Source organism: Chloroherpetonaceae bacterium, from assembly GCA_033763895.1.
Lineage (GTDB): Bacteria > Bacteroidota > Chlorobiia > Chlorobiales > Thermochlorobacteraceae > JANRJQ01.
In genome coordinates this window covers 220,570-241,723 of record JANRJQ010000004.1, presented here as the reverse complement: position 1 = coordinate 241,723, position 21,154 = coordinate 220,570, and the positions used below count along the sequence as shown (strand labels likewise).

The 21,154-nt window shown below is 39.4% G+C and carries 20 protein-coding genes; 12 read left to right on the top strand and 8 right to left on the bottom strand.

Features of this window, described 5'->3' with window-relative positions; all coding sequences use genetic code 11:
- Positions 1-3 precede the first annotated feature (3 nt).
- Positions 4-1,992: a tetratricopeptide repeat-containing sensor histidine kinase gene (locus tag SFU91_01800; protein ID MDX2127751.1), complete on the top strand. Its 1,989-nt coding sequence runs from the start codon at positions 4-6 to the stop codon at positions 1,990-1,992.
- Between the two features lie 223 nt (positions 1,993-2,215).
- Positions 2,216-3,328 (top strand): serine hydrolase domain-containing protein, encoded by a 1,113-nt coding sequence (locus tag SFU91_01795; GenBank protein ID MDX2127750.1) that lies wholly within the window; start codon positions 2,216-2,218, stop codon positions 3,326-3,328.
- A gap of 24 nt (positions 3,329-3,352) precedes the next feature.
- Here SFU91_01795 and SFU91_01790 read toward each other — a convergent pair whose 3' ends face one another.
- From SFU91_01790 to SFU91_01775, 4 genes are all read right to left on the bottom strand, one after another.
- On the bottom strand, positions 3,353-3,877 hold the full coding sequence (locus tag SFU91_01790; protein MDX2127749.1) for a GNAT family N-acetyltransferase: 525 nt from the start codon (positions 3,875-3,877) through the stop codon (positions 3,353-3,355).
- Positions 3,861-4,445 carry a response regulator gene (locus tag SFU91_01785; protein ID MDX2127748.1) on the bottom strand — a complete coding sequence of 195 codons (585 nt, stop codon included), beginning with the start codon at positions 4,443-4,445 and terminating at the stop codon, positions 3,861-3,863. The genes SFU91_01790 and SFU91_01785 overlap by 17 nt, the downstream gene beginning before the upstream one ends.
- A 12-nt stretch (positions 4,446-4,457) precedes the next feature.
- A complete protein-coding gene (locus SFU91_01780; GenBank protein ID MDX2127747.1) occupies positions 4,458-5,651 on the bottom strand; it encodes an MFS transporter in 1,194 nt (397 codons plus the stop codon).
- Between the two features lie 77 nt (positions 5,652-5,728).
- On the bottom strand, positions 5,729-7,144 hold the full coding sequence (locus SFU91_01775) for a M48 family metalloprotease (GenBank protein MDX2127746.1): 1,416 nt from the start codon (positions 7,142-7,144) through the stop codon (positions 5,729-5,731).
- 214 nt (positions 7,145-7,358) lie between these two features.
- On the opposite strand from SFU91_01775, the gene SFU91_01770 reads away from it, so the two are divergent.
- Positions 7,359-8,123: a lysophospholipid acyltransferase family protein gene (locus SFU91_01770; protein MDX2127745.1), complete on the top strand. Its 765-nt coding sequence runs from the start codon at positions 7,359-7,361 to the stop codon at positions 8,121-8,123.
- A 38-nt stretch (positions 8,124-8,161) separates the two neighbouring features.
- Here SFU91_01770 and SFU91_01765 read toward each other — a convergent pair whose 3' ends face one another.
- Both SFU91_01765 and SFU91_01760 read right to left on the bottom strand, forming a co-directional pair.
- Positions 8,162-9,724, bottom strand: coding sequence for a Do family serine endopeptidase (locus tag SFU91_01765; protein MDX2127744.1), 1,563 nt, complete (start codon positions 9,722-9,724; stop codon positions 8,162-8,164).
- Between the two features lie 142 nt (positions 9,725-9,866).
- The gene (locus SFU91_01760) at positions 9,867-10,646 is read right to left on the bottom strand and encodes a hypothetical protein (protein ID MDX2127743.1); all 780 of its coding nucleotides are present in this window, start codon (positions 10,644-10,646) and stop codon (positions 9,867-9,869) included.
- A 92-nt stretch (positions 10,647-10,738) separates the two neighbouring features.
- On the opposite strand from SFU91_01760, the gene SFU91_01755 reads away from it, so the two are divergent.
- Positions 10,739-11,587 (top strand): serine acetyltransferase, encoded by an 849-nt coding sequence (locus SFU91_01755; GenBank protein ID MDX2127742.1) that lies wholly within the window; start codon positions 10,739-10,741, stop codon positions 11,585-11,587.
- Between the two features lie 198 nt (positions 11,588-11,785).
- A complete protein-coding gene (gene cysK, locus SFU91_01750) occupies positions 11,786-12,703 on the top strand; it encodes a cysteine synthase A (protein MDX2127741.1) in 918 nt (305 codons plus the stop codon).
- Positions 12,704-12,761: 58 nt separating this feature from the next.
- Here the strand turns inward: cysK and SFU91_01745 are convergent, their stop codons facing one another.
- Both SFU91_01745 and SFU91_01740 read right to left on the bottom strand, forming a co-directional pair.
- Positions 12,762-13,274: a roadblock/LC7 domain-containing protein gene (locus SFU91_01745; protein ID MDX2127740.1), complete on the bottom strand. Its 513-nt coding sequence runs from the start codon at positions 13,272-13,274 to the stop codon at positions 12,762-12,764.
- Between the two features lie 48 nt (positions 13,275-13,322).
- The gene (locus SFU91_01740; GenBank protein ID MDX2127739.1) at positions 13,323-13,682 is read right to left on the bottom strand and encodes a roadblock/LC7 domain-containing protein; all 360 of its coding nucleotides are present in this window, start codon (positions 13,680-13,682) and stop codon (positions 13,323-13,325) included.
- Positions 13,683-14,213: 531 nt separating this feature from the next.
- On the opposite strand from SFU91_01740, the gene SFU91_01735 reads away from it, so the two are divergent.
- Genes SFU91_01735 through nrfD form a run of 7 tightly spaced genes read left to right on the top strand, consistent with a single transcriptional unit; the run spans position 14,214 to position 21,153 of the window.
- Complete coding sequence (locus SFU91_01735) at positions 14,214-15,197, top strand: heme o synthase (protein MDX2127738.1); 984 nt, start codon at positions 14,214-14,216, stop codon at positions 15,195-15,197.
- Positions 15,198-15,217: 20 nt separating this feature from the next.
- Positions 15,218-15,871, top strand: coding sequence for a cytochrome c3 family protein (locus SFU91_01730; GenBank protein MDX2127737.1), 654 nt, complete (start codon positions 15,218-15,220; stop codon positions 15,869-15,871).
- A gap of 38 nt (positions 15,872-15,909) precedes the next feature.
- Complete coding sequence (locus SFU91_01725; GenBank protein MDX2127736.1) at positions 15,910-18,984, top strand: TAT-variant-translocated molybdopterin oxidoreductase; 3,075 nt, start codon at positions 15,910-15,912, stop codon at positions 18,982-18,984.
- A gap of 11 nt (positions 18,985-18,995) precedes the next feature.
- On the top strand, positions 18,996-19,184 hold the full coding sequence (locus tag SFU91_01720; GenBank protein MDX2127735.1) for a hypothetical protein: 189 nt from the start codon (positions 18,996-18,998) through the stop codon (positions 19,182-19,184).
- The gene (locus tag SFU91_01715; protein MDX2127734.1) at positions 19,184-19,465 is read left to right on the top strand and encodes a hypothetical protein; all 282 of its coding nucleotides are present in this window, start codon (positions 19,184-19,186) and stop codon (positions 19,463-19,465) included. The genes SFU91_01720 and SFU91_01715 overlap by 1 nt, the downstream gene beginning before the upstream one ends.
- Before the next feature lie 15 nt (positions 19,466-19,480).
- Positions 19,481-19,648, top strand: coding sequence for a hypothetical protein (locus SFU91_01710; GenBank protein ID MDX2127733.1), 168 nt, complete (start codon positions 19,481-19,483; stop codon positions 19,646-19,648).
- A 23-nt stretch (positions 19,649-19,671) separates the two neighbouring features.
- A complete protein-coding gene (nrfD, locus tag SFU91_01705) occupies positions 19,672-21,153 on the top strand; it encodes an NrfD/PsrC family molybdoenzyme membrane anchor subunit (protein ID MDX2127732.1) in 1,482 nt (493 codons plus the stop codon).
- Position 21,154 lies beyond the last annotated feature (1 nt).

Genomic DNA, 21,154 nt, shown 5'->3' with positions numbered 1-21,154 from the left:
TCTATGATCCGCGGAAGTTGCGCAATACATAAGATTTTGTTGATTATCATATTCCTCAATTTTGGAATCGAAGCTGAAGCCTCTGACCCTAAAAGTACATCACAAATAATCGATAGTCTTCAAAATCGACTTGAAAACGTGAGTGGAAAAGAAAGGGTAGATGTCTTAAATCAATTGGCTTGGGAATATCGAGGTGAACTCGCCATTCGTTCGATTCAATACGGTGAAAGCGCACTTGAACTCGCGAAGGTTTTAGGCTATTCTAAAGGAGAGACTACCGCGCTCAGCTTTTTGGGAGTGGCGTGGAGAAACTTAGGCAATCTTTCGAAAGCGCTAGAGCTTTATTACAAAGCACTTAAAATTGCAGAAGCGACTGCCGATTCTGAAAGGGTTGCATACTCACATATCAACATTGGAAACATTTATATTTATCAAGAGAAATATGAAAAAGCTTTAACAAGCTTTCAACTTGCTCTTGAAAAAGCGGAGCCGCTCAAAAATCCTCAAATCCTTGCGTACATCTACATAAACACGGGCAGAGTCTATAATGAATTGCGACAATTTGAGAAAGCATTGTATGATTATTCACGGGCACTCAATTTGCGAGAAGGTTATTCCGATACGCGCGGAATTGCAACGGTATGTTATGAAATAGGAAATGTACTTATCGAATTGGGTCGCTTAAGAGAAGCACGGCAGTTTTTAGATCGATCAATAAATTTATCCAATAAGCATAAGTTTATTGATGAATTGGCTTACGGGTATTTGAATCTGGCGCGAGTTGAAGAGCGCTCAAATAATTTGGATCAAGCAATTATTTATGCAACAATTTCTCTACAAAATGCTGAGCACGTCGGAAATCTTGATGGGATAAAGAATGCTAGTAAAATCCTTGCAACTTCTTACCAGAAAAAAAATCAGTTCAAAGAAGCTTTTCAATTTCAATCGCGATACATTGTTTCGAAAGATTCAATTTTTAATGATGTCTCTCGAAAGCGAATTGCTGAACTTCAAACAGATTATGAAATTGAAAAGGAAAGAAATAAATACGAATTGCTTCGCCGAGATAAGGAAAATCAAGTACTTTGGAGAAATAGTTTGATTCTTCTTTTAGCGTTGATTTCTGCATTGGTTGCGCTTCTATTTTACCGAGTTCGTGAACGACGAAAAGTTGCAGAATTGCTTCAAAAGCGAAATAACGAACTTGCACTCCAAAAGAAGGTTGCAGATGAAGCAAATACCTTCAAAAGTGAATTGCTTGGAATCGCTGCCCACGACTTACGCGCACCATTGAATAGTATCTTAGGCTTTTCGCAATTAATCAATGAAATGCCGGCTGATAAAGAGTTTGTCCAAAAACATTCAGGGTTCATTGAAGCCTCTTCAAAACGAATGCTTCGTCTTATAGATGATTTATTAAAAACATCATCTATCGACGCTGGTAAGTTAGAAATACATCGTGTGAGAACGGATGTCAGTGCATTTGTTGAAGAAATGACAATTAATCTGGCTCCACTTGCTGCTCAAAAAGGTCAAACGATCTCTCTTAAAACAGAGCCGGATTGTATTGCTCCCATCGATCGCGAAAGGTTTCGTGAAATATTTGAAAACTTAGTCATTAATGCAATTAAATACAGTCCTTACGGTAAAAGTATAGAAGTGCGTTTAACTCAATCAGTCGGCGACTCTTCTCCTGAAAATGACCCAACAGACAACAATAGATATATACTTCTTGTGATTCAAGATGAAGGGCAAGGATTTTCTGAAACGGATATGAAACGCGCATTTATGAGATTTCAAAGGTTATCCTCAAGACCAACCGGCGGCGAATCGAGTACTGGGCTTGGGTTGTATATCGTCAAACAACTTGTCGAACTCCACAATGGAAAAGTTTGGTTGCAATCACAAGGAAAAATGAAAGGGTCTGTATTTACGGTTCAATTGCCAACGTTATCCTACAAATCTGAATTTTACGAGAGGTCAAGAGGCTAAATGTGTTATGCCTATATGTTACCAAGATCAGCGTCGTTCTTTGCCAAATTTTTCATCATATCAAACAAATCTGATGCGTTTCGCGATTACCTTCCTCCTCTTATCTTCTTTTACTTTTCTTTTCACTGAAATTGGTGAAGCTCAAGTTAAACCTCATCAAAAATCTAGGAAATCACAAAAGAAATTCAATCGTAACAACCGGTTTGATTCACTTCGCCTTGTAATGAATGTTTCCATTGCGGAAAGGGCATTCCCCGGTGGGGTTGTTGGAGTCATAAAGAATGGCAGAACGGTGTTTTTGGAGTCTTTTGGAAAAGCAACCTATGATTCTTCAGCATCTCCAATTTCGATTGAAACGGTCTTTGACCTTGCCTCAGTTACAAAGCCCTTAACCGCAGGACTTCTTGTAATGAAACTTTATGAAGAAAATCGAATCCGGTTATCAGATACTCTAGGTCAATTTCTCCCGCAAGCAAATGCTGGCAGTAAGGGTAAAATTACAATCCGACAATTGCTCACACATAGTTCCGGCCTTGTCGCTTTTCGAAGATATCACGATACGCTCAATACCACGGAAAAAGTCCTAAATGCGATTTATCAAGATTCTTTATTTCGAAATCCGGGTGACACCACCATTTATAGTGATATTAATTTTGTCTTGCTTGGGAAAATTGTTGAGAAAATTTACGGCAAAAATCTCAGTGATTGTTTTGATGAACAGATTGCAAGGCCAATGAAATTGAACCGAATTGGGTTTCATGCAGGTGCGTTGAATCAGTTCGCTGGCGTTGTTATTGCGCCTGTTGAAAAAGATACGCTTTGGAAAATGTCTTTTGAGCGCCCCCTAGTTCATGATCCAACTTCGGCAAAATTGAGCGGGATTTCGGCGAACGCAGGACTTTTTGGCGATGTGAAATCAGTTCTGAGCATATGCACGATGCTCCTTGATGAAGGAATTGCAACGGTTTATGATTCGCTTGAAAAAAAAGTGAAAAAAGTAAAAATCTTTGAGCCCACAACAGTAAAACGATTTACAACACGAGACACCGTTCTGGGCGAAAGAGCTTTAGGGTTTGATATGAAATCGAATAACGAAAAAACATCAGCCGGTCGCTATATGACCCTCAAAACTTTTGGCCATTTAGGTTACACAGGTACAAGTTTTTGGATCGACCCTATTAAAAAAGTTGCAATCGTATTACTGACCAATCGAGTTTATCCGAATTCTCTTAACAATGCCATTCGTGGAGTAAGAAGAAAGGTGTCAGATGCGGCAATGAAAGCATTAGAGAAGAACCCGAAGGAACAATTTGAAACGACGGAAGTTCATCCTTAAGAGTCGTTTCTGTTCCTATTTGATTCAAAACTGAAAGGTCATCTCAAAATCATCCATCACAAAACCTCCTCCAATCTGTGTGATTAATTCACGATTTTTCTTAAAGCCAAATCGTTGGTAAGCAAGAATCGCTTTTTCATTTTTTTTATTTACGAAGAGATAGACCGAAGAGGCATGTTGTTCCTTTGCATACGCTAAAACATGAGATAGCGCTTGTTGCCCTAATCCCTTGCCGTGAAGCTCAACAAGCAAATACATCTTGCTCAAAAAAACGCGTTGCGATTCAGTTTCAAAGCGGTAGGCAGTATATCCGACGGCTTCCCCATTAAGTATCATTAATTCATAAATAAATCCTTGTGATAACTCCAAAAGAATCTTGTCATCATTAAAGTTTCTCTCTAACATGAACTCGATTTGTTCCATTGAGATAATTCCGGGATAATGCACCTTCCAAATACAATCTGCTAAAGCTCTGAGTGTAGCAAAATCTTTCGGTTGGAGCGGTTCAAAAGAAAGGGTTAACGAAGTAAGACTATCGATGTTCGACATCAATTTTAAGTTTTTGAATTTCCTTCAGAAGATCAACGGCATTAATTCCAGTTTTCCCTAAAAATGATGCTTCGATAAGTTTCCCAAATTTATACTTGATATTTCCGATGCCTAAATCAGTTGAGATGATAAGATCTGCCGTTGATTTTCGCCTTGCCATCTCATACATCGCTCTTGGTAAACTCTGTTTTGTAATATCAACAGTGTCTAAAATGTCTCTAACCACAGATTTCAAAAAAGAGGTGCGTACCGGTTTCTTTAAATAATCGGATGCGCCTCGATTCATACAGTCTGAAATCAAATGATTCCCCTCAGCTGCACTAATCACAATAACCGGCGGAAACGACACACCTTCACCGGTTAATCTTTCCAAAACCTGCAAACCGGTCATTTCAGGCATTTCAATATCCATTAGCGCGAGGTCGTAACTGTTAGAACGCAACTCTTGATACCCTTCAAATCCGTTGAAGCAAGAGTGGATCTTTAGGTGAAAGTCGTGAAGTGTAATGGCATAAAGGTTATGAACATTCGGATCATCATCAATGATGAGCAAAGACCTTAAATACATTTTAGTTGATAATTAAACCGCTTCTTTTATATGATTGAGTTCAAAAGAAGCGAGAGAAAATGAAACAATAAGCCCAATAAAAAGGGATAAACTTCCGGTTAAATAAGGTGCATGAAGATCAATTCCATAAAGCAAACTCCCCGTAAAAGGAGCAATCACTCGCCCCAAAGAACCAACTGACTGTAAGACACCTAAAATTTCTCCTTGGGCATCTTTCGGTGTATAAAGTGAAACAAGGGAAGTGTTAATAGGGTTGCAAAGCCCATTTCCCAAAGCAAGAATGATTAGCGTTAAACTTCCATAGGAAAGAAATTTACTGGCGGGGACAAAAGGAAGAAACCCGATACCAAGTAACATAAGCGCCAATCCAATTGGAAGTAATTTTCTTTCACCAAATATTCTTACAAGTTTTCCAATTAAACCACCTTGTACAACCACCGAAACAACTGCTATCATCGAAAAGAGAAACCCAATATCGGCATCTGAAAATGAATACTTCTCTTTCCATAAAAGTGGAATGGTAATCTGCATATTGACAAAAGCAAATACAAAACAAAAGCTTGTGAGATACAACCGATTGACAGCCGGAAAGCGAAACATCGCTGCGAGTTTTTCTCCGTGAAATGGATTAAAAGAAATTTCTGTGTTTCTTTTTTCAGTTAAAGATTCGGGTAAAAGAAAATAAGCAAGCCCAAAGTCAAGTAAGGTAATTAAGGCTGCGCTATAGCCAACCGCAGCACCGCCATAATATGTTTTTATTAATCCACCAATTGGAGGCCCTAACACAAACCCCAATCCAAAAGCAGCACCTAGAATGCCAAGACTTTTTGAGCGGGTTGACGAATCTGAAATATCGGTGATATACGCCTGCGTGACACCAACATTTGCAGAGCCTATACCCGCTAAAATTCGCGAAAGCAAAAGCAATAAAATGGTATTTGCTTGAGAGAAGAAAAAGTAAGAGAAGGCGGAAGTCGCTACGCTGATAAGAATCACCGGTCTTCGACCGATTCGATCACTTAAACTGCCCCAAGCCGGAGCAAAAAAAAACTGCATAAATGAATATGCTGAAGCGATAAGGCCTATCTCAAATGAGCTTGCACCCATTTCTCGAGCGTAGTTTGGAAGTAACGGTAATACTAATCCAAATCCGATAAGATCAATCAGAACTGTAAAAAAAAGAATCAGGAGAGGCGATTTTTTCATTCCTAAAGTTGCAAAGTTCAAAGAGCAATGAAAATAAAAAACGCCTGACTTCTCAGGCGCTTTTATTGAGAATTATTTTATCGAAGTTTCGAAGTTCGCGAATTAAATCGGTCGCGAAGAGTAGCTCCTGAAGAGTTATATCCAACGGAGATAAAAGACTCAACGCCAGAAATACGCAGTTTGTATTCGTTGGTATTAAAATATTCAGAATCAAGACTCTCAGGTTTTGGTTGCGAAGCCTGAATTCCCGAAACGGTTCGTAACATCCTTACGATTGCCGTGGGGTCATAGCCAGCATTTGCTGAAAGAACTGCGCCGGCTTTATCCGCTTCAAATTCATACTGCATTAATCGGCGGCCAATACATCTTTCGTAGGCTTCCTCCGCTATGTTGTCCAGTTCGGCCTCCATTTCCTTTTCTTCTTCATCCCGCTCGTCTTCAAATTCCGCGTCCAATTCATCAAAAAGTATTTCAGCCCTTATTTTAGCAATTCGCTTTGAGAGTTCTTGAAGACCGTGTCTTAAAATGACATGCCCCATTTCATGAGCGATAACCGTAGCAAGTTCTGCTTCATCTTGGCATGCTTTAATAAGACCGGTGGTTACAAAAATATATCCGCCCGGAAGCGCAAACGCATTAATGAGATTGTCGTTGAGGATATAGACCGTAAAATCAACATCATAACTTTCTGAATTCATAGCAATTGATGTGCAAATGAGGTTCAAATACTGATGAAGGGCACGGTCGTTGTATAACCCTTTGGTTGCAATAATTCTCGCAGCAATTCCTGCTCCAATCTGCTGTTCTGCAAAACGCACATCGTAAGCACCGGAAGAGAGTCCGGCGGAGCCAAGTGTGAACTTCCCTCGATTTGTAGAGCCAGCACGACTAATTGGTGAATTAAACGATGTGTACTCCGAAAGCGTAAAGCCCTTTTGTGCATATTCAAACACAGCATTCACATTTCCAGAATTCGTTTTGCCAAATTTCCCGGCAAACCCTTTTACAGCCGCAGCAACTCCAGCGCGTGAGGCTTTTCCACCACTCCAAGAAGACGCAAGGCGTTTTGAAGCATTGGCGTCAGTGGGTCTATCAACCAAACAGTTTTCGGCAATCCATCCTTCTTTCTTATCCGGCAATTGAACCTTCAGCCACTTTTCCCCCCGATCCATCACCTTTAGAGGCATGTTTTCAGGTACAGTTGCAACAACGGGAAAAAATGCTCCAGCTCCAGACCGAACAGCGTTATTGCTCCTTTTTGTATAAACAATCTCATTCCCCCAACTGCTTTTTTTTTGTTTTGATGAAGGCTTGGTTACATTTTCCTTAGGTTTAACTTCAGTTTTTTTATTTGGCTGCAAAGAATGTTGAGAAAAATGAATTAAAGCCAAATGCTGATTACCTTGTGAGGAAGATGAATAAATCTTATCACTAGCAACAGCATGCTCAAATAATAGTGCATTAAATAGAAATACAATAAATAAGCGTTTCATAATTGTATTATTATTGATTGAATTCAACGGCATGAAACCGACATACCGAAATATTGACTTGAGAAGGAAATTGGAAGTCTTTGTTTTTGTTTCAATCTATGCGTCAAATGACAATAGTAAAAAAGTACATTCACACGATTTATGAAATATACATGTTTTACGAGGGTAATTATTTGAAATCGTGAGATAAATCACAAGTTTTCTTTAAATCTACATGTTAAAAGTTGACCGAAGTGCACTTTACACATTTTGGTTCCGACATTATTCTCGTCGGGAATTCAAAAAACACTTTGATAAAGTTCGTGTTTTTGGAAGCGCTAACCTCCAAAATGTAAACCGTGAGATTCCTATGATTCTATATTCAAATCATTCCTATTGGTGGGATGGATTTTGGTCTCAACTTTGCAATGAAGCCTATTTAAATCAAAACCTCTTTATCATCATCGAGTATAAACAACTCGTTCGTTATCAGTTCTTTAGAAAGTTAGGCGCGTTTTCAATTGTCCGTGAAAATCCAAGAGAAGCAATTGAAACACTGAATTATGCTGTTGAGTGTTTGCTTTCTCCATCCGCAAAACCAAACGGGTTATGGATATTTCCGCAAGGCACTATTGAATCAGTTGAAAAAAGGCCACTTAATTTCTTCAACGGCACGGCAAAAATTGCTGAAAAAATTCTTCAAAAAAAACACTCCGTTTATTTAACTCCATTTGCAACCCGTATTGAATACCTTGGAGAGCAAAAACCCGAACTTTGGCTTTCGTTTCGCGCTCCAAAAATTCTCACTCCGGAGTCTTCAATTAATCCAAAAGTATTAACCGAAGAAATGGAAAGCGAAGTAACCTCAGAACTTGACTTACTCAAAGAAAGGGGAATTGCAAAAGATGTTAGAGGTGGAGAAATTCTTGTTGAGGGTAGTGCTTCAATCAATAAAAAATGGGATTTGTTTAGAGAAAAATTTTTCCCGAAAAGAAAATGAAACAGGGCTCTTTCAAGCCCTGTTTCATTCGTAAGTCATTATTTTGAAGCCACTTCTATTGCAATAAAACGGGTCGTTTTATCCGGCTTTCTAACTCGAATGAGCGTTGCGGCTTCATTCTTTAATTCATTCATTGCATCCTTAAAATCAGAGACATTCTTTATCCGCTTTTTCCCTACTTCAAGAATAACATCGGCATTTTGTAAACCTCTCATTGCCGCTAGGCCAAAGGGTTTTACGCTCTTTACCATCACGCCATAGTCAGCATCATACTGTTTCTTTTCTTCACTAGTCAGTTCCCGAACTTCGATACCAAGCTGTTCATGTCGAAGCGGTGCCGAAGGTGAGGTACTTGCAATTGTTGTTTCCTCTTTTCTCGCTTGAAGTTTTACTTTGAATTCGCGTTCTTTTTTATCTCTCCAAACTTTAACCACCACGGTTTCATCGGGGTGTTTGCGCGCAACAAAAGCCTGTAAATCGTTAGGCTCTTTCACTTTCTTTCCATCGACACTCAAAATGACATCGCCCGATTCTAAGCCGGCTCGTTTTGCCGCACCGTCTTCCAAAACAGATTGAATCATTGCACCCTCAGGTAAATCAAGACCAACCGCTTTAGCCGTTACCGCGTCAATTGAAGAAATCTGAACACCCAAGTAACCACGAGAAATTTTTCCGTATCGAATTAAATCTTCAACTACAGAGCGCGCTAAATTTATCGGAACTGCAAATCCGTATCCTGCATTAAAGCCTGTTTGAGAGGCAATCGCTGTATTAATCCCAATCAGTTTTCCTTCTAAATTCACCAAAGCCCCTCCAGAATTTCCGGGATTAATGGCGGCATCGGTTTGGATAAAATTCTCAACACTGTAAGCATCTCGCATCAGCTGAAGGTTTCTTCCAATTGCGCTTACAATTCCAGCTGTCACAGTCGAATTGAGTTGGAGCGGATTGCCAACAGCAACTACCCACTCGCCTACTTGAACGGTTTCTGAATCGCCAAACGAAATCACCGGGAGATCTTTACTTTCAATTTTTATTACTGCGATATCAGTGAGCGGATCACGGCCAATTAATTTAGCAGGGAACTCACGCTTATCATCCAACATCACTTTGATTTCGCCATTTTTCTCTGCATCCTGAACGACATGATTATTGGTAATGATATATCCGTCTGAACTGATAATCACACCTGAGCCGCTGGACATTTTGGGCATATTCCGTTCGCCTCTGGGAGGAAAAAAGAACCGGAATAAGTCTGGCGATTGCGGCTCTTTTTCTTCTCCTTCTTCGTTCTCTTGTCCGTCAAAATTGTGAAATTGATCTTTAGGCATGCTCTTTGAAGCCATTTCAGACTTAACACTGATGCTGACAACAGTAGGACGAACAACCTTTGCGACATCAATAAAAGCTTGATTAAATGACTTGAGCAACTGCATCGATTCAGTGGGCTTGTAAGTCCCATTCCCTAACTGTGGAACTGAATTTGCTTGCTGTGCCGAGGCTTCACTCGACCAATGAAGCCCTGAAACAAACACGATACCTATAATTACCCCAATAAATAGGAGTCCAATAGATGCAAAAAGCGTTTTTCGATTCATCATTGAAATAGAAAGATTAATTTTTGCTACTAACAAAATGATATTTAAACAAAGTTTCTACGAGAAGTCACAAAAAATGTTAAATGCCATCCATAATAGGTCTACCGTTTATCAACGTCGTTAAACCATTAAGAAAATGTACTTTTCAAATTAAGTTTAAACCCAATTTGACAGCTTCCTCCAAAACGTCCTTTGAAAGAAGTTTCTCTTGATCTAGTCCTGTATCAGAAATTGAAATGTATTTGAGATTATCAAGCATTAATCTTGTGAGTGCAACAGCCTTCAGAAATTTCGACGTACTAATTTTCTTATCAATATAAAGAACAAGAAAAGAAATGTTTTTGGTTCTGTCGGCAAACTCTCTAACCTTCGCCAAATGATGGATTTTATCTATGTCTGAAAAGGAAAGTGGTAGGTGCACACTTGATTGAATGCCAAACTTTTGACAGAGCATAATGACACTAAAAAATTCATCAAGTTGAAATTCGTTCTGATACTTTGGTTCGAGCCTTCCTGAAATCGCGCCTGCGCCTGATTCCGAGAGGCTGCGACAGAAATCAATAACTTTTATTTTTTCGCGTTTTGTAACCACAAGAATATCGAATGGTGTAAGATTTAATCGGATAAAGGGCGTAGAATTTTTTAATCGAACGGAATTTATTGAATTGAAAATATCCTCAGCCTTTTTGGCAGGGTTGATTACAAGTAATGTATCGGACTGGAAAGGAAAGGACGCAAGGGAGGGATTTTGGGATGTAATTTTTTTTGCAGCTTCAAATAACTTTCGATTGGCTTCTTTGCCCAACAATTTTGAGGCTTTATTGAGAAAATAACTGGTTTCATCGATACCTAATCGTTCGCCCTTTTCTAGGCGAGAGAGTATTTTATCAATTTCAAATTCTTTTATTCCAAATATTTTATTCATAAATAAGGTTTACTTCTTGATCATTGAATCATTCTTTGATACTAAGCGTTTTTACTACAGATTTTATTTGTCAAATACCAGCACTTGAAATAATGAATGATAACAAAAGTAAATCGGTTGCAGAATCCATCTTTTCAACGCGTTCTGAGTTTAGAGACATCTACCCGCTTAAAGAAATGTCGGTGAATCTGATTCAAAAATTGATTTCGCTTTTCTTCCCGCACCACACCACAATTCGATTTACTCAAATTGCGGAAGTCGATGTTTTCTTAGATGAGATTAGTGCCAATTTGATTCAAATATTGATTTCACTTGGAGAAGAAAGCAGAGAAAAAAGAAACGCAATTACCAAGAATTTTATCGACTTCTTGCCAAACATTTATCAAACCCTTCTTCTCGATGCAGAGTTTATCTTTCAAGGAGATCCGGCTGCAAAACATCTTGATGATGTGATTTTAACTTATCCCGGATTTGGCGCAATCACAATGTATCGATTAGCCCATTCACTCTGTATGCTTGGCGTTCCAACCGTTCCTCGTGTTATAACAGAATATGCTCATCAACAAACAGGGATTGATATTCATCCGGGCGCTAAAATCGGTAAGCCCTTTTTTATTGATCACGGAACTGGTACCGTAATCGGCGAAACTTGCGAAATCGGTAACTTTGTAAAATTATACCAAGGTGTAACTTTAGGCGCATTAAGCGTAGAAAAGAAACTTTCAACGACAAAGCGGCACCCGACAATACAAGACCGCGTGATAATCTATTCAGGAGCAACGATTTTAGGGGGTGAAACGGTTATAGGTCATGATAGTGTTATTGGTGGAAATGTTTGGTTAACTTCAAGCATTAACCCGTTTATGGTTGTTTATCACAAAAGCGATATTCAAATCAGAAATATCAAAGAAAAGGAAAATGTTATTGATTTCTCCATCTAACGCCAAGCTTGACTCGATAAGAGAAAATGCTTCTACAGGCATTCCTTTTTTTTCTTCAAAGTTGTTCCCACTAAGTACCAACAACTGTTGTTGTTGTCTCTTTTCCCGTTAAAGTCAATCATCAATATTCATTTGATTGGTTAGGCTTGACTCAAGTCTTCTTTTTCTTTTTTTCTAACAAACAAACATATCAAACCAATGAAAGCAAATTCAGTGCTTGAGCTGATTGGCAATACGCCACATGTAAAAATTAATCGACTCTTCGAAAACGGTTATTCTGTTTGGATGAAGCTCGAAAAATCGAATCCGGGCGGAAGTATCAAAGATCGCATTGCGCTTGCGATGATTGAAGATGCTGAAGCAAAGGGTTTACTGAAACACGATACAGTCATCATTGAACCAACTTCGGGCAATACCGGAATTGGGCTCGCAATGGTTGCAGCTGTTAAAGGATATAAGTTATTACTCGTTATGCCTGAATCAATGACCATCGAACGACGCCGATTAATGGCAGCATACGGAGCAACTTTTGAATTAACTCCAAGAGAAAAGGGAATGAAGGGCGCAATCGAAAAAGCGAAGGAACTGATTGCTTCTCACCCAAATGCGTGGATGCCGATGCAATTTGATAATCAGGCCAATACTGAAATTCATATCAAAACAACGGCAGAAGAAATATTAGCCGATTTTCCTGAAGGGATTGATTATCTCATTACAGGAGTCGGAACGGGAGGTCATATAACAGGATGTGCGGAGGTTCTCAAGAAAAATTTCCCAAACTTAAAGGTATTCGCAGTAGAGCCTGCTGCGTCGCCGGTGTTGAGTGGCGGCTCGCCCGGTCCGCATCCGATTCAAGGAATCGGTGCAGGTTTTATCCCATCAATTTTGAATACACAAATACTTGATGGAGTCATCCAAATAACAAAGGAGGAGGCTTATACTTTCGCTGTTCGTGCTGCAAAAGAGGAAGGCATTTTTCTAGGAGTTTCATCCGGTGCTTCTTTAGCGGCGGTCGCAAAAAAGCTTCCCGAAATCGATAAAGGTAAAACCATTCTTACATTCAATTATGATACAGGAGAAAGATATCTTTCAGTAGAGGGGTTGTTTACTGCATAAAAAAAAGGATGAAACAAAAAAAGCCTCGAAAGAGGCTTTTTTTGAATATTTAGAATGATTATTTATCTCCACCTAAAGTTTTGGTGAGCTGCTCATCAAGAAGGCTGCTGAAGTTATCATCAAAGATATTTGATAGGTCGATTTCTACTTCCTCGGATGCTATAACTTCGAGAAGCTTTTCCTTAGCTTTTTTAGCGTAAATACGAATCGTACCCGGAGGTATGTTCGATTTGAAGATGATTTCAAGGATATACTTTTCATTCAAACTTAAAAGATAGATGCTTCTTTGTTCGCCCTCATGAAAAAGAATCTCAAAGGAACTCTTCTCTCCAATTTGCCTTGCCATTTCAGCAGTTGCAGCGAAATTGGAAGCAGCTAAAACACTGAAAATTTCCAAATCTCTATCAAGTAAACCGCCGTGTTTTGCAAGGACTTGACCCGTCATGTCGCCTAGCATCACTGCGGAAGAACCTGTTTTAACAGCAAATTCTTTAAGAACTTTTTCAGCTGCATTCAATTGATTGTCGGTAAGAACAACCTTTCTAAATTCGTCTTTTCCCGGAAAACTCATGATATTCTTTATGAATTAGATGTAATTTTTATTTGGTTGATGAAGGGATTAAAGTTGTTTTTGAAATTCGGGAACAAATTTTGATACCTGATACCGGATATTCCCTAAAAGCACATTTTCTTCGGCAATGACTGTTAAAACTACATTTCCGTCAGAAAACACACGTGAAAAAATAATACCATTTTCATATTCAACCATACTCTGTTCAATTTTTCCCACGCGAAGTTCCTCTCCAATTGTTTCAGAACTGTGAAGTCCACCAATAACAATAGCGCCTACTGTTTCAATATCAACATTTCCGTTGCGCGATTTATGATCAATAACAAAGCCATCTTTTCCAATTAGTGCAGCCGCTTTAACCCCGTCCACTTTAATTAGAGATGCCAATAAATCGGAGATTTCCGCCATTTTTATATAAAGGTTACGATATGCTCAAACGCTTCTTGCAGCGTAAGAACTGAATATGAGGATACAAGAATGAAGAAATATAACTTCTTTGTATTCATTTTGCAAAGAATAATTAATAAATCCAATAACCGAAAATGATGTGTTTTCGATAAACTGTAGGAGGGTGACTTAAAAGTCGGAAGAAAGTCTTCTCAAAGAGAATTTTTTTCTTTTGAAACCTAGAATAAATAACTATTTTTGGAAATATCAATTTGGGCAAAGAACTAAGCAAGTTCTTTTTTGTATTGTTTAAGTGGCTTAAGAAGCTCAAGTTTACTGCTATCCGTTTCAATATTGCATTAAGTTAAAAGTGACATCTTTATAGATCCAGATTTTGCTTAAAATTTGTCATTAACATTTGACCTACCTTACATACGATTTGATTTTTGGGAATTACAACCAAATCACTTCAGATTACTAAGTACCTTCGTTTCTGCTTTCACTTTCGTTTGAATACAAATCGAAAGTTGGCTTTCGTAAAGTAATTTTTGCATGCAGTTAGAATTCGCAAAAGAGTTACAAGAAGTAACAACCGAAAAGGGTCGAGAGCCTTTTTTTATTGAGCCTAAAAAAAGGGTGGCGTTTGCTCAAATCGCCAAAAATTATTTATTGCTTACAAAGCCAACCATTATGATTTTGGTGGTTTTTTCAGGAGCAGTTGCTTTGTTTCTTGAAGGATCCATCCTCACCGAACCCATTAAATGTATCGCAATCTTACTTGCTGTTTACCTAACTGGTGGCTCAGCAAATGCTCTTAATCAATATTTCGAAAGGGATATTGATGCAAAGATGAGCAGAACGCAAAACAGAAGGCCGCTTCCACAAGGTCTAATTGCTCCGAATTCAGCGCTTGTTTTTATAATATCAATCGGCTCGGTCGGAATCCTTATCTTTGGAGTATTCTTCAATTGGTTAAGTGCATTTATTACTCTTTCTACCATTCTTTTCTACGGTTTATTCTATACCCTATATCTTAAACCAAACACTCCACAAAATATTGTCATTGGCGGGGCTGCAGGTGCAATGGCACCAATCGGTGTGTGGGCTGCAATAACCGGACAAGTTGGTGTTGAAGCAGTCCTTCTCTTTCTGATTGTTTTTTTATGGACACCACCTCATTTCTGGGCTTTGGCATTGTATTGTAAAGATGATTACATCAAGGCAGGGTTGCCAATGTTGCCGGTTGTCAAAGGGGATCGCGAAACTCTTAAGCAAATGATTTATTACACTGTCATTCTATTTATTATAACTATTGCCTTGGCGATTGTTCATCAGGGATTTTTCTTTTGGGCATCCTCTGTGATACTTGGTTTAATATTCATTAAAAAAACCATCGGTGGTCTCAAAAACACGTCTGTTCCTTATCTGAGATCATTATTCGGGTTTTCAATCATTTATCTCTTCAGTCTATTTATCGCTCTTATCGCCGATAAGCTTACGCAAAACCTTTTACGGCAAATCAGTAATAATTTTTGAATTAAGAAAGGAAGTATCAAATGGCTCAGTTGTTTCCACGATGGACCAATCGAATCCCGGTTTTCTTTGTATCGGGTTTGTTATTAACCGTAGGTGGACTTGTTTTTCTATTCTCTATGTATGCATCTCCTAAGTACCTCAATGTTGGATATCGGCCTAAACAACCGGTAGCCTACAGCCACAAATTACATGCAGGAGATATGGCTATGGACTGCCGTTATTGCCATACTTCTGTTGAGCGATCGGCAGTTTCGAATGTTCCGCCGACACAAACATGTATGAATTGTCACAAAGTGGTTCTTCCAAAAAGTGAAAAGCTATTACCAGTCCGTGAAAGCTGGGAAAGTGGGAAGCCAATTGAATGGGTAAGGGTACATAAAGTTGCCGACTATGCCTATTTCAATCACAGTGCTCATGTTACTGCAGGGGTTGGTTGTGCTAGTTGTCACGGAAATGTGGCTCAAATGGATGAAAAAGGTGTAATGCTTTCGCAACCTCTTTCGATGGGCTGGTGTCTGGATTGTCATCGAAATCCTGATGAGCACTTAAGGCCGGTTTCGGAGGTTACCAATATGGATTGGGTGATTCCGGCCAACCAAAAAGAATTTGCCGCAAAGGTTAAAAGCGAAAAGAAAATTAAACCGCCGGTTGATTGCTCCGGCTGTCATAGATAAAAAATATTAAATAAAAATTCCATCAGTTATCAAGTAGTATGAAGCGAATTCCAGAATTAAGAGAATTACTAAACGAACTGGACGAAACCTCATCCCCTAAGAAAAAATATTGGCGAAGTTTAGAGCAATATGCAGATACGCCCGAGTTTAAGGAGTATTTGGCAAGTGAATTCCCGGATGGAATTTCAGATTTGAAAGATCCTATTTCAAGAAGAAAATTCCTTTCAATAATGGGGGCATCGATTGCCCTCGCAGGTCTTGCTTCATGCCGAAGACCTGTTGAAAAGATTGTGCCTTATGTTAAACCGCCTGAGGAAATTACTCCCGGAATAGCACAGCAATACGCCACCGTAATGCCATTTGGACTTACTGCCTATGGGCTTTTGGTTACTAGTCATGAAGGCAGGCCAACTAAGATTGAAGGAAATAAATATCATCCCTCATCACTTGGAGGTACCAATTTTTTCATGCAAGCCGAAATACTTTCTCTCTATGATCCAGATCGCTCACAGAAGATCTTGAAGAATGGAAATGAAAGCTCTTGGGCTGAATTTTCGGATTATTGGAGCAACCAATCAATTTCGTTCCGCTCAACACAAGGCGAAGGGCTGATTTTGGTCGCGATGCCATTTTCTTCGCCGACTATGGCAAGATTATTAAGCGAATTCAAATCGATTTACCCAAAAGCGAAAATTATTTCATACGAAGCCGTTTGCGACGAAAATTCTTTGGAAGGATTAAAACTTGCAACCGGTAGTCTTGAGCCATTGCAACCTGTGTATTCGCTTCGTCAGGCAAAAGTCATTCTTTCACTAGATTCTGATTTTTGCCAAAAGGAATCAGAAAGTGTTTCATTATCAAGAGGATTTATTGACGGAAGAAGGGTTGAATCGCAAAACGATGAGATGAACCGACTTTATGTTGTGGAGAGTAGCTTCAGCATTACTGGCGGAATGGCAGATCATCGATTAAAGTTACGACCGTCTGAAATAGGTGCATTTACAGCAGCATTAATATTAGAATTAACTAAGCAGGGATTGTCGATCCCAATTTCAGAGGCACTTAGTTCTTACTCGAGTCACTCATTTGATCAAAAGTGGATTTCTTCACTTGCGAAAGATCTTTTAGCAAATAAAGGAAATTCTGTTGTTATTGCCGGAAGAGAACAAAACAAACTCGTTCATGCATTAACTGCTGCAATCAATATTGCTCTTGAAAACAATGGGAAAACAGTTAAGTACATCCCTATCGCGGATGCTCTTACCCCCGAATGTTCAGGTTTAGAAGAACTTTCCACCCTGATTGAATCGGGAAAAGTTGAAACTGTTCTCCTATTTGGTACTAACCCTGCATATGATGCTCCTCAAAACCTACGGTTGAAAGAATTACTGAAGAAAGTTAATCACACTGTTCATTGCGGTTATTATAACGACGAAACCGCATCCATTTCAAAATGGCACTTGCCGATAGCCCATTTCCTTGAAATGTGGGGTGATGCTCGTTCAGCCGATGGAACGCTGGGAATTATTCAGCCTTTGATCGAGCCACTTTACGGTTCAAAAACCACGGTAGAACTCTTAAACTTTTTCACGAAAGTTGAATTAAGAAGCGGATACGAATTGGTTCGAGATACTTGGAAATCAAAATTTCCGGAAGATTTTGAAAATCAGTGGCGCAGAACGCTTCACGATGGTATTCTTCAAAATTCTTCTCTTATGCCTCTTGCAGTGGCAGCTGCTAATGAAAATCTAACAGCAGCTCTTCAAGCTCAGTCTTTAAGGCCAATCGATGCGTCGGCTTCTTCGTTAGAAATCTCGTTTAAGCCTTCAACAACGCTTTATGATGGTCGATATTCAAATAACGCGTGGCTTCAAGAACTTCCTGATCCAGTTACAAAAATTACTTGGGATAATGCCGCATTGATAAGCGAAAAAACGGCGCAGGACCTTGGAATTAGGACTGTTTATTCACTTTCGGACTATCAAAAAAGAGAAATGATTCGCATTTCTTTTCAAGGCGAAGAGTTAGATATTCCGGTTTGGGTTACCCCCGGTCATGCAGATAATACAATAACGCTTTCTTTGGGATATGGGCGCAGCGAAGTTGGCCGAGTATCAGAAGGCGTGGGCTTTAATTCTTATTTACTTCGCCGTTCAGATGCATTGAATTTTGGCTATGGGGCGAAGGTCACGAAACTGGGTTCTACTTATCTCTTGGCTTCGACTCAACATGAAGGAGATATGCATGATCGTCCGGTCGTAATCGAATCCACCTTAGATGATTATCGGAAAAATCCATCATTTGTTGAAGAGGCGCAAATTAAAGCACCAAAAGTGCAGCTTTGGGAAAAGCCTTACAAACATGACGAGGGGTATCAATGGGGAATGGTCATTGATCTTAATGCATGCACGGGATGCAATGCCTGCGCGATCGCATGCCAAAGCGAGAATAATATTCCCGTTGTTGGTAAGGAACAAGTTTCACGCACACGACAAATGCACTGGATAAGAATTGACCGTTACTTCTCCGGTGATGTAGAAAATCCACAAATGGTTACACAACCAGTTGGGTGTCAACATTGTGAAAATGCACCTTGCGAATCAGTTTGTCCGGTTGCGGCGACAGTACATGATGAGGAAGGGTTGAATTCAATGGTCTATAACCGCTGTGTTGGTACTCGGTATTGTGCAAACAATTGTCCTTACAAAGTTCGACGGTTCAATTATTTCAATTACGCCACTGATAGTCAAGTTTGGGGCGGTGAAATGCCTGAACTTGTTAAAATGGCACAAAATCCCGAGGTAACCGTGCGATTTAGAGGCGTAATGGAAAAATGTACTTATTGCACACAAAGAATTGAAACTGCAAAAATTAATGCAAAAAATAACGCAAGATCATTGGTTGATGGGGAAGTCGTCACGGCTTGCCAACAAGCCTGCCCGACTCAAGCGATTGTTTTTGGAAACATAAACGATGCAACGAGTAAAGTTGCTCAACTAAAGCAATTGAACCGTGAATATAAAATGCTTGCTGAGATTAATGTTAAGCCACGAACATCTTACTTAGCAAAGCTCAGGAATCCAAATCCAGAACTTGAAAAAGCAACTGTATAACTTATTTCAGTATGATAAAAAAGTACGATTACCTTTTTTTACTCGCGACTCTCGTCTCGTTTTTACTGGCAAATTATCTATTGTTAACCGGCAAAACAGATGAAGCTTTTTTTGTGAGTCTTTGGGTGCCGACAAATCTTGTATTGGGGATATACTTTAGAAATATTGCGACAACGAAACCACAAAACAGCGGAAAATAATGGAAGCAACATTGATTTTAAGCGTAGGGTCCTTTGTGTTTCTTTTGATTGCTTACGGCGCCTTTTTGGCATTTAAGGATGCAGTAAGCGGAAGTATTCGGCCATTTGATTACTTCTTTCTTTCAGCAGTTGTGCTATCATTTGCATTAGCGAATTACCTATGGTTTGTAGCAAATAACCCTAAAATTGGAACATTAGTATCGGTTTGGGTGGCAGGTAATATTGCGCTTGCATTGTATTTCAGAAGTTTGTTTACAAGGTCAACACCAAATAACAATTAAACCCTCGGATGCACGATGGATAATATCATTATTGTACTTGGGGGAGTCATTACAATGCTCATACTTGGAGGCGCAGTTTTTACTTTCTTAGAGTTTAAAAAAATGCATGAAAGCGGTGCTTCAGGGCGAGAAAAACGCGAAGTGCGCAAGCCAGAAGACCGTGAGATAAAAGATGAATTTTAATTTATTTATTGAGTGAGAAAAATATGGCAGTATTATCACCAGACTTTATCGATGAAACAAAAAGTGGGATTCATAAAAACCCGTTGGTTTTAGGAAATCCGACATTTCAAAGTCTGACGCAAGATGTTTGCGAAGTTACAGAAAAGCGACCTCCTGTTGCTTGGTACATCGCCTTTTTCATCTCAGCGTCTCTTGCAATCATGTACTTTGTTGTGATTGGGTATTTGGTAACCAAAGGGATTGGAATTTGGGGTAACAATACAACTGTTGGGTGGGCTTGGGATATTACGAACTTCGTTTGGTGGGTTGGTATCGGTCATGCTGGAACCTTGATTTCAGCAGTGCTTTTTCTTTTTAGACAAAAATGGCGAACATCGATTAACCGTTTTTCCGAAGCGATGACCATCTTCGCGGTTATTTGTGCTGGTATGTTTCCTGTGATTCATATGGGTCGCCCTTGGTTAATACACTGGTTTTTACCATTACCGAATCAAATGGCAATGTGGCCGAATTTCCGTTCACCTCTTGAGTGGGATGTGTTTGCAATTTCAACCTATTTGACGGTTTCCATATTGTTTTGGTATGTCGGTCTTATTCCTGATTTAGCAACAATGAGAGATCGTGCTAAGGCAGGAATTCGCAAATATCTTCTTGGCTTTTTCGCTCTTGGTTGGCGTGGTGGAAATCGGCAATGGCGTCATTACGAACGCGCTTACCTGATTTTGGCCGCTCTTTCAACACCTCTCGTGCTTTCAGTCCACACTATCGTTTCATTTGACTTTGCCACATCGGTAATTCCGGGATGGCATACAACCATTTTCCCGCCTTACTTCGTTGCCGGTGCCATTTTTTCCGGTTTTGCGATGGTTATTACGCTTGCTGTTATGGCTATACTTGTTTATCCGAAAATTGGAAATATTATCACCCTACGCCATTTCGATTATATGAATCGGGTTATTCTTGTCACAGGGATGATGGTTGGATATGCGTATGGATGTGAGTTTTTTGTTGCGTGGTATAGTGGCAATGGTTACGAATCAACCACATTTATTCTTCGTGCAACAGGGCCTTATGCGTGGGCATATTGGTCAATGATTTTCTGCAATGTGGTTGTCCCTCAAATTTTTTGGTTTGAGAAAATGAGAACCAACGTAGCCGTCAGTTTTGTGGCATCGATATTTGTAAACATCGGAATGTGGTTTGAACGATTTGTAATTACAGTAACCTCGCTTTCGCAAGATTATCTTCCATCAAGTTGGAAGTACTATACCCCAACGATATTCGATATTGCTTGTTATGTAGGTTCGATTGGTCTTTTTATGATGCTCTTTTTGCTTTTTTTGAGATATATGCCGATGGTTGCTATTGCTGAAATCAAAGGGGTTTTACCCGAAGCAGACCCTCATGCCTATCCTCACAATGGTCATAATGGGCATGCCCATCATCATGAAGAAAAACATGAAGCACCAACTCCCGAATTAGTAACCAAGAATGGAGGTCATTAAT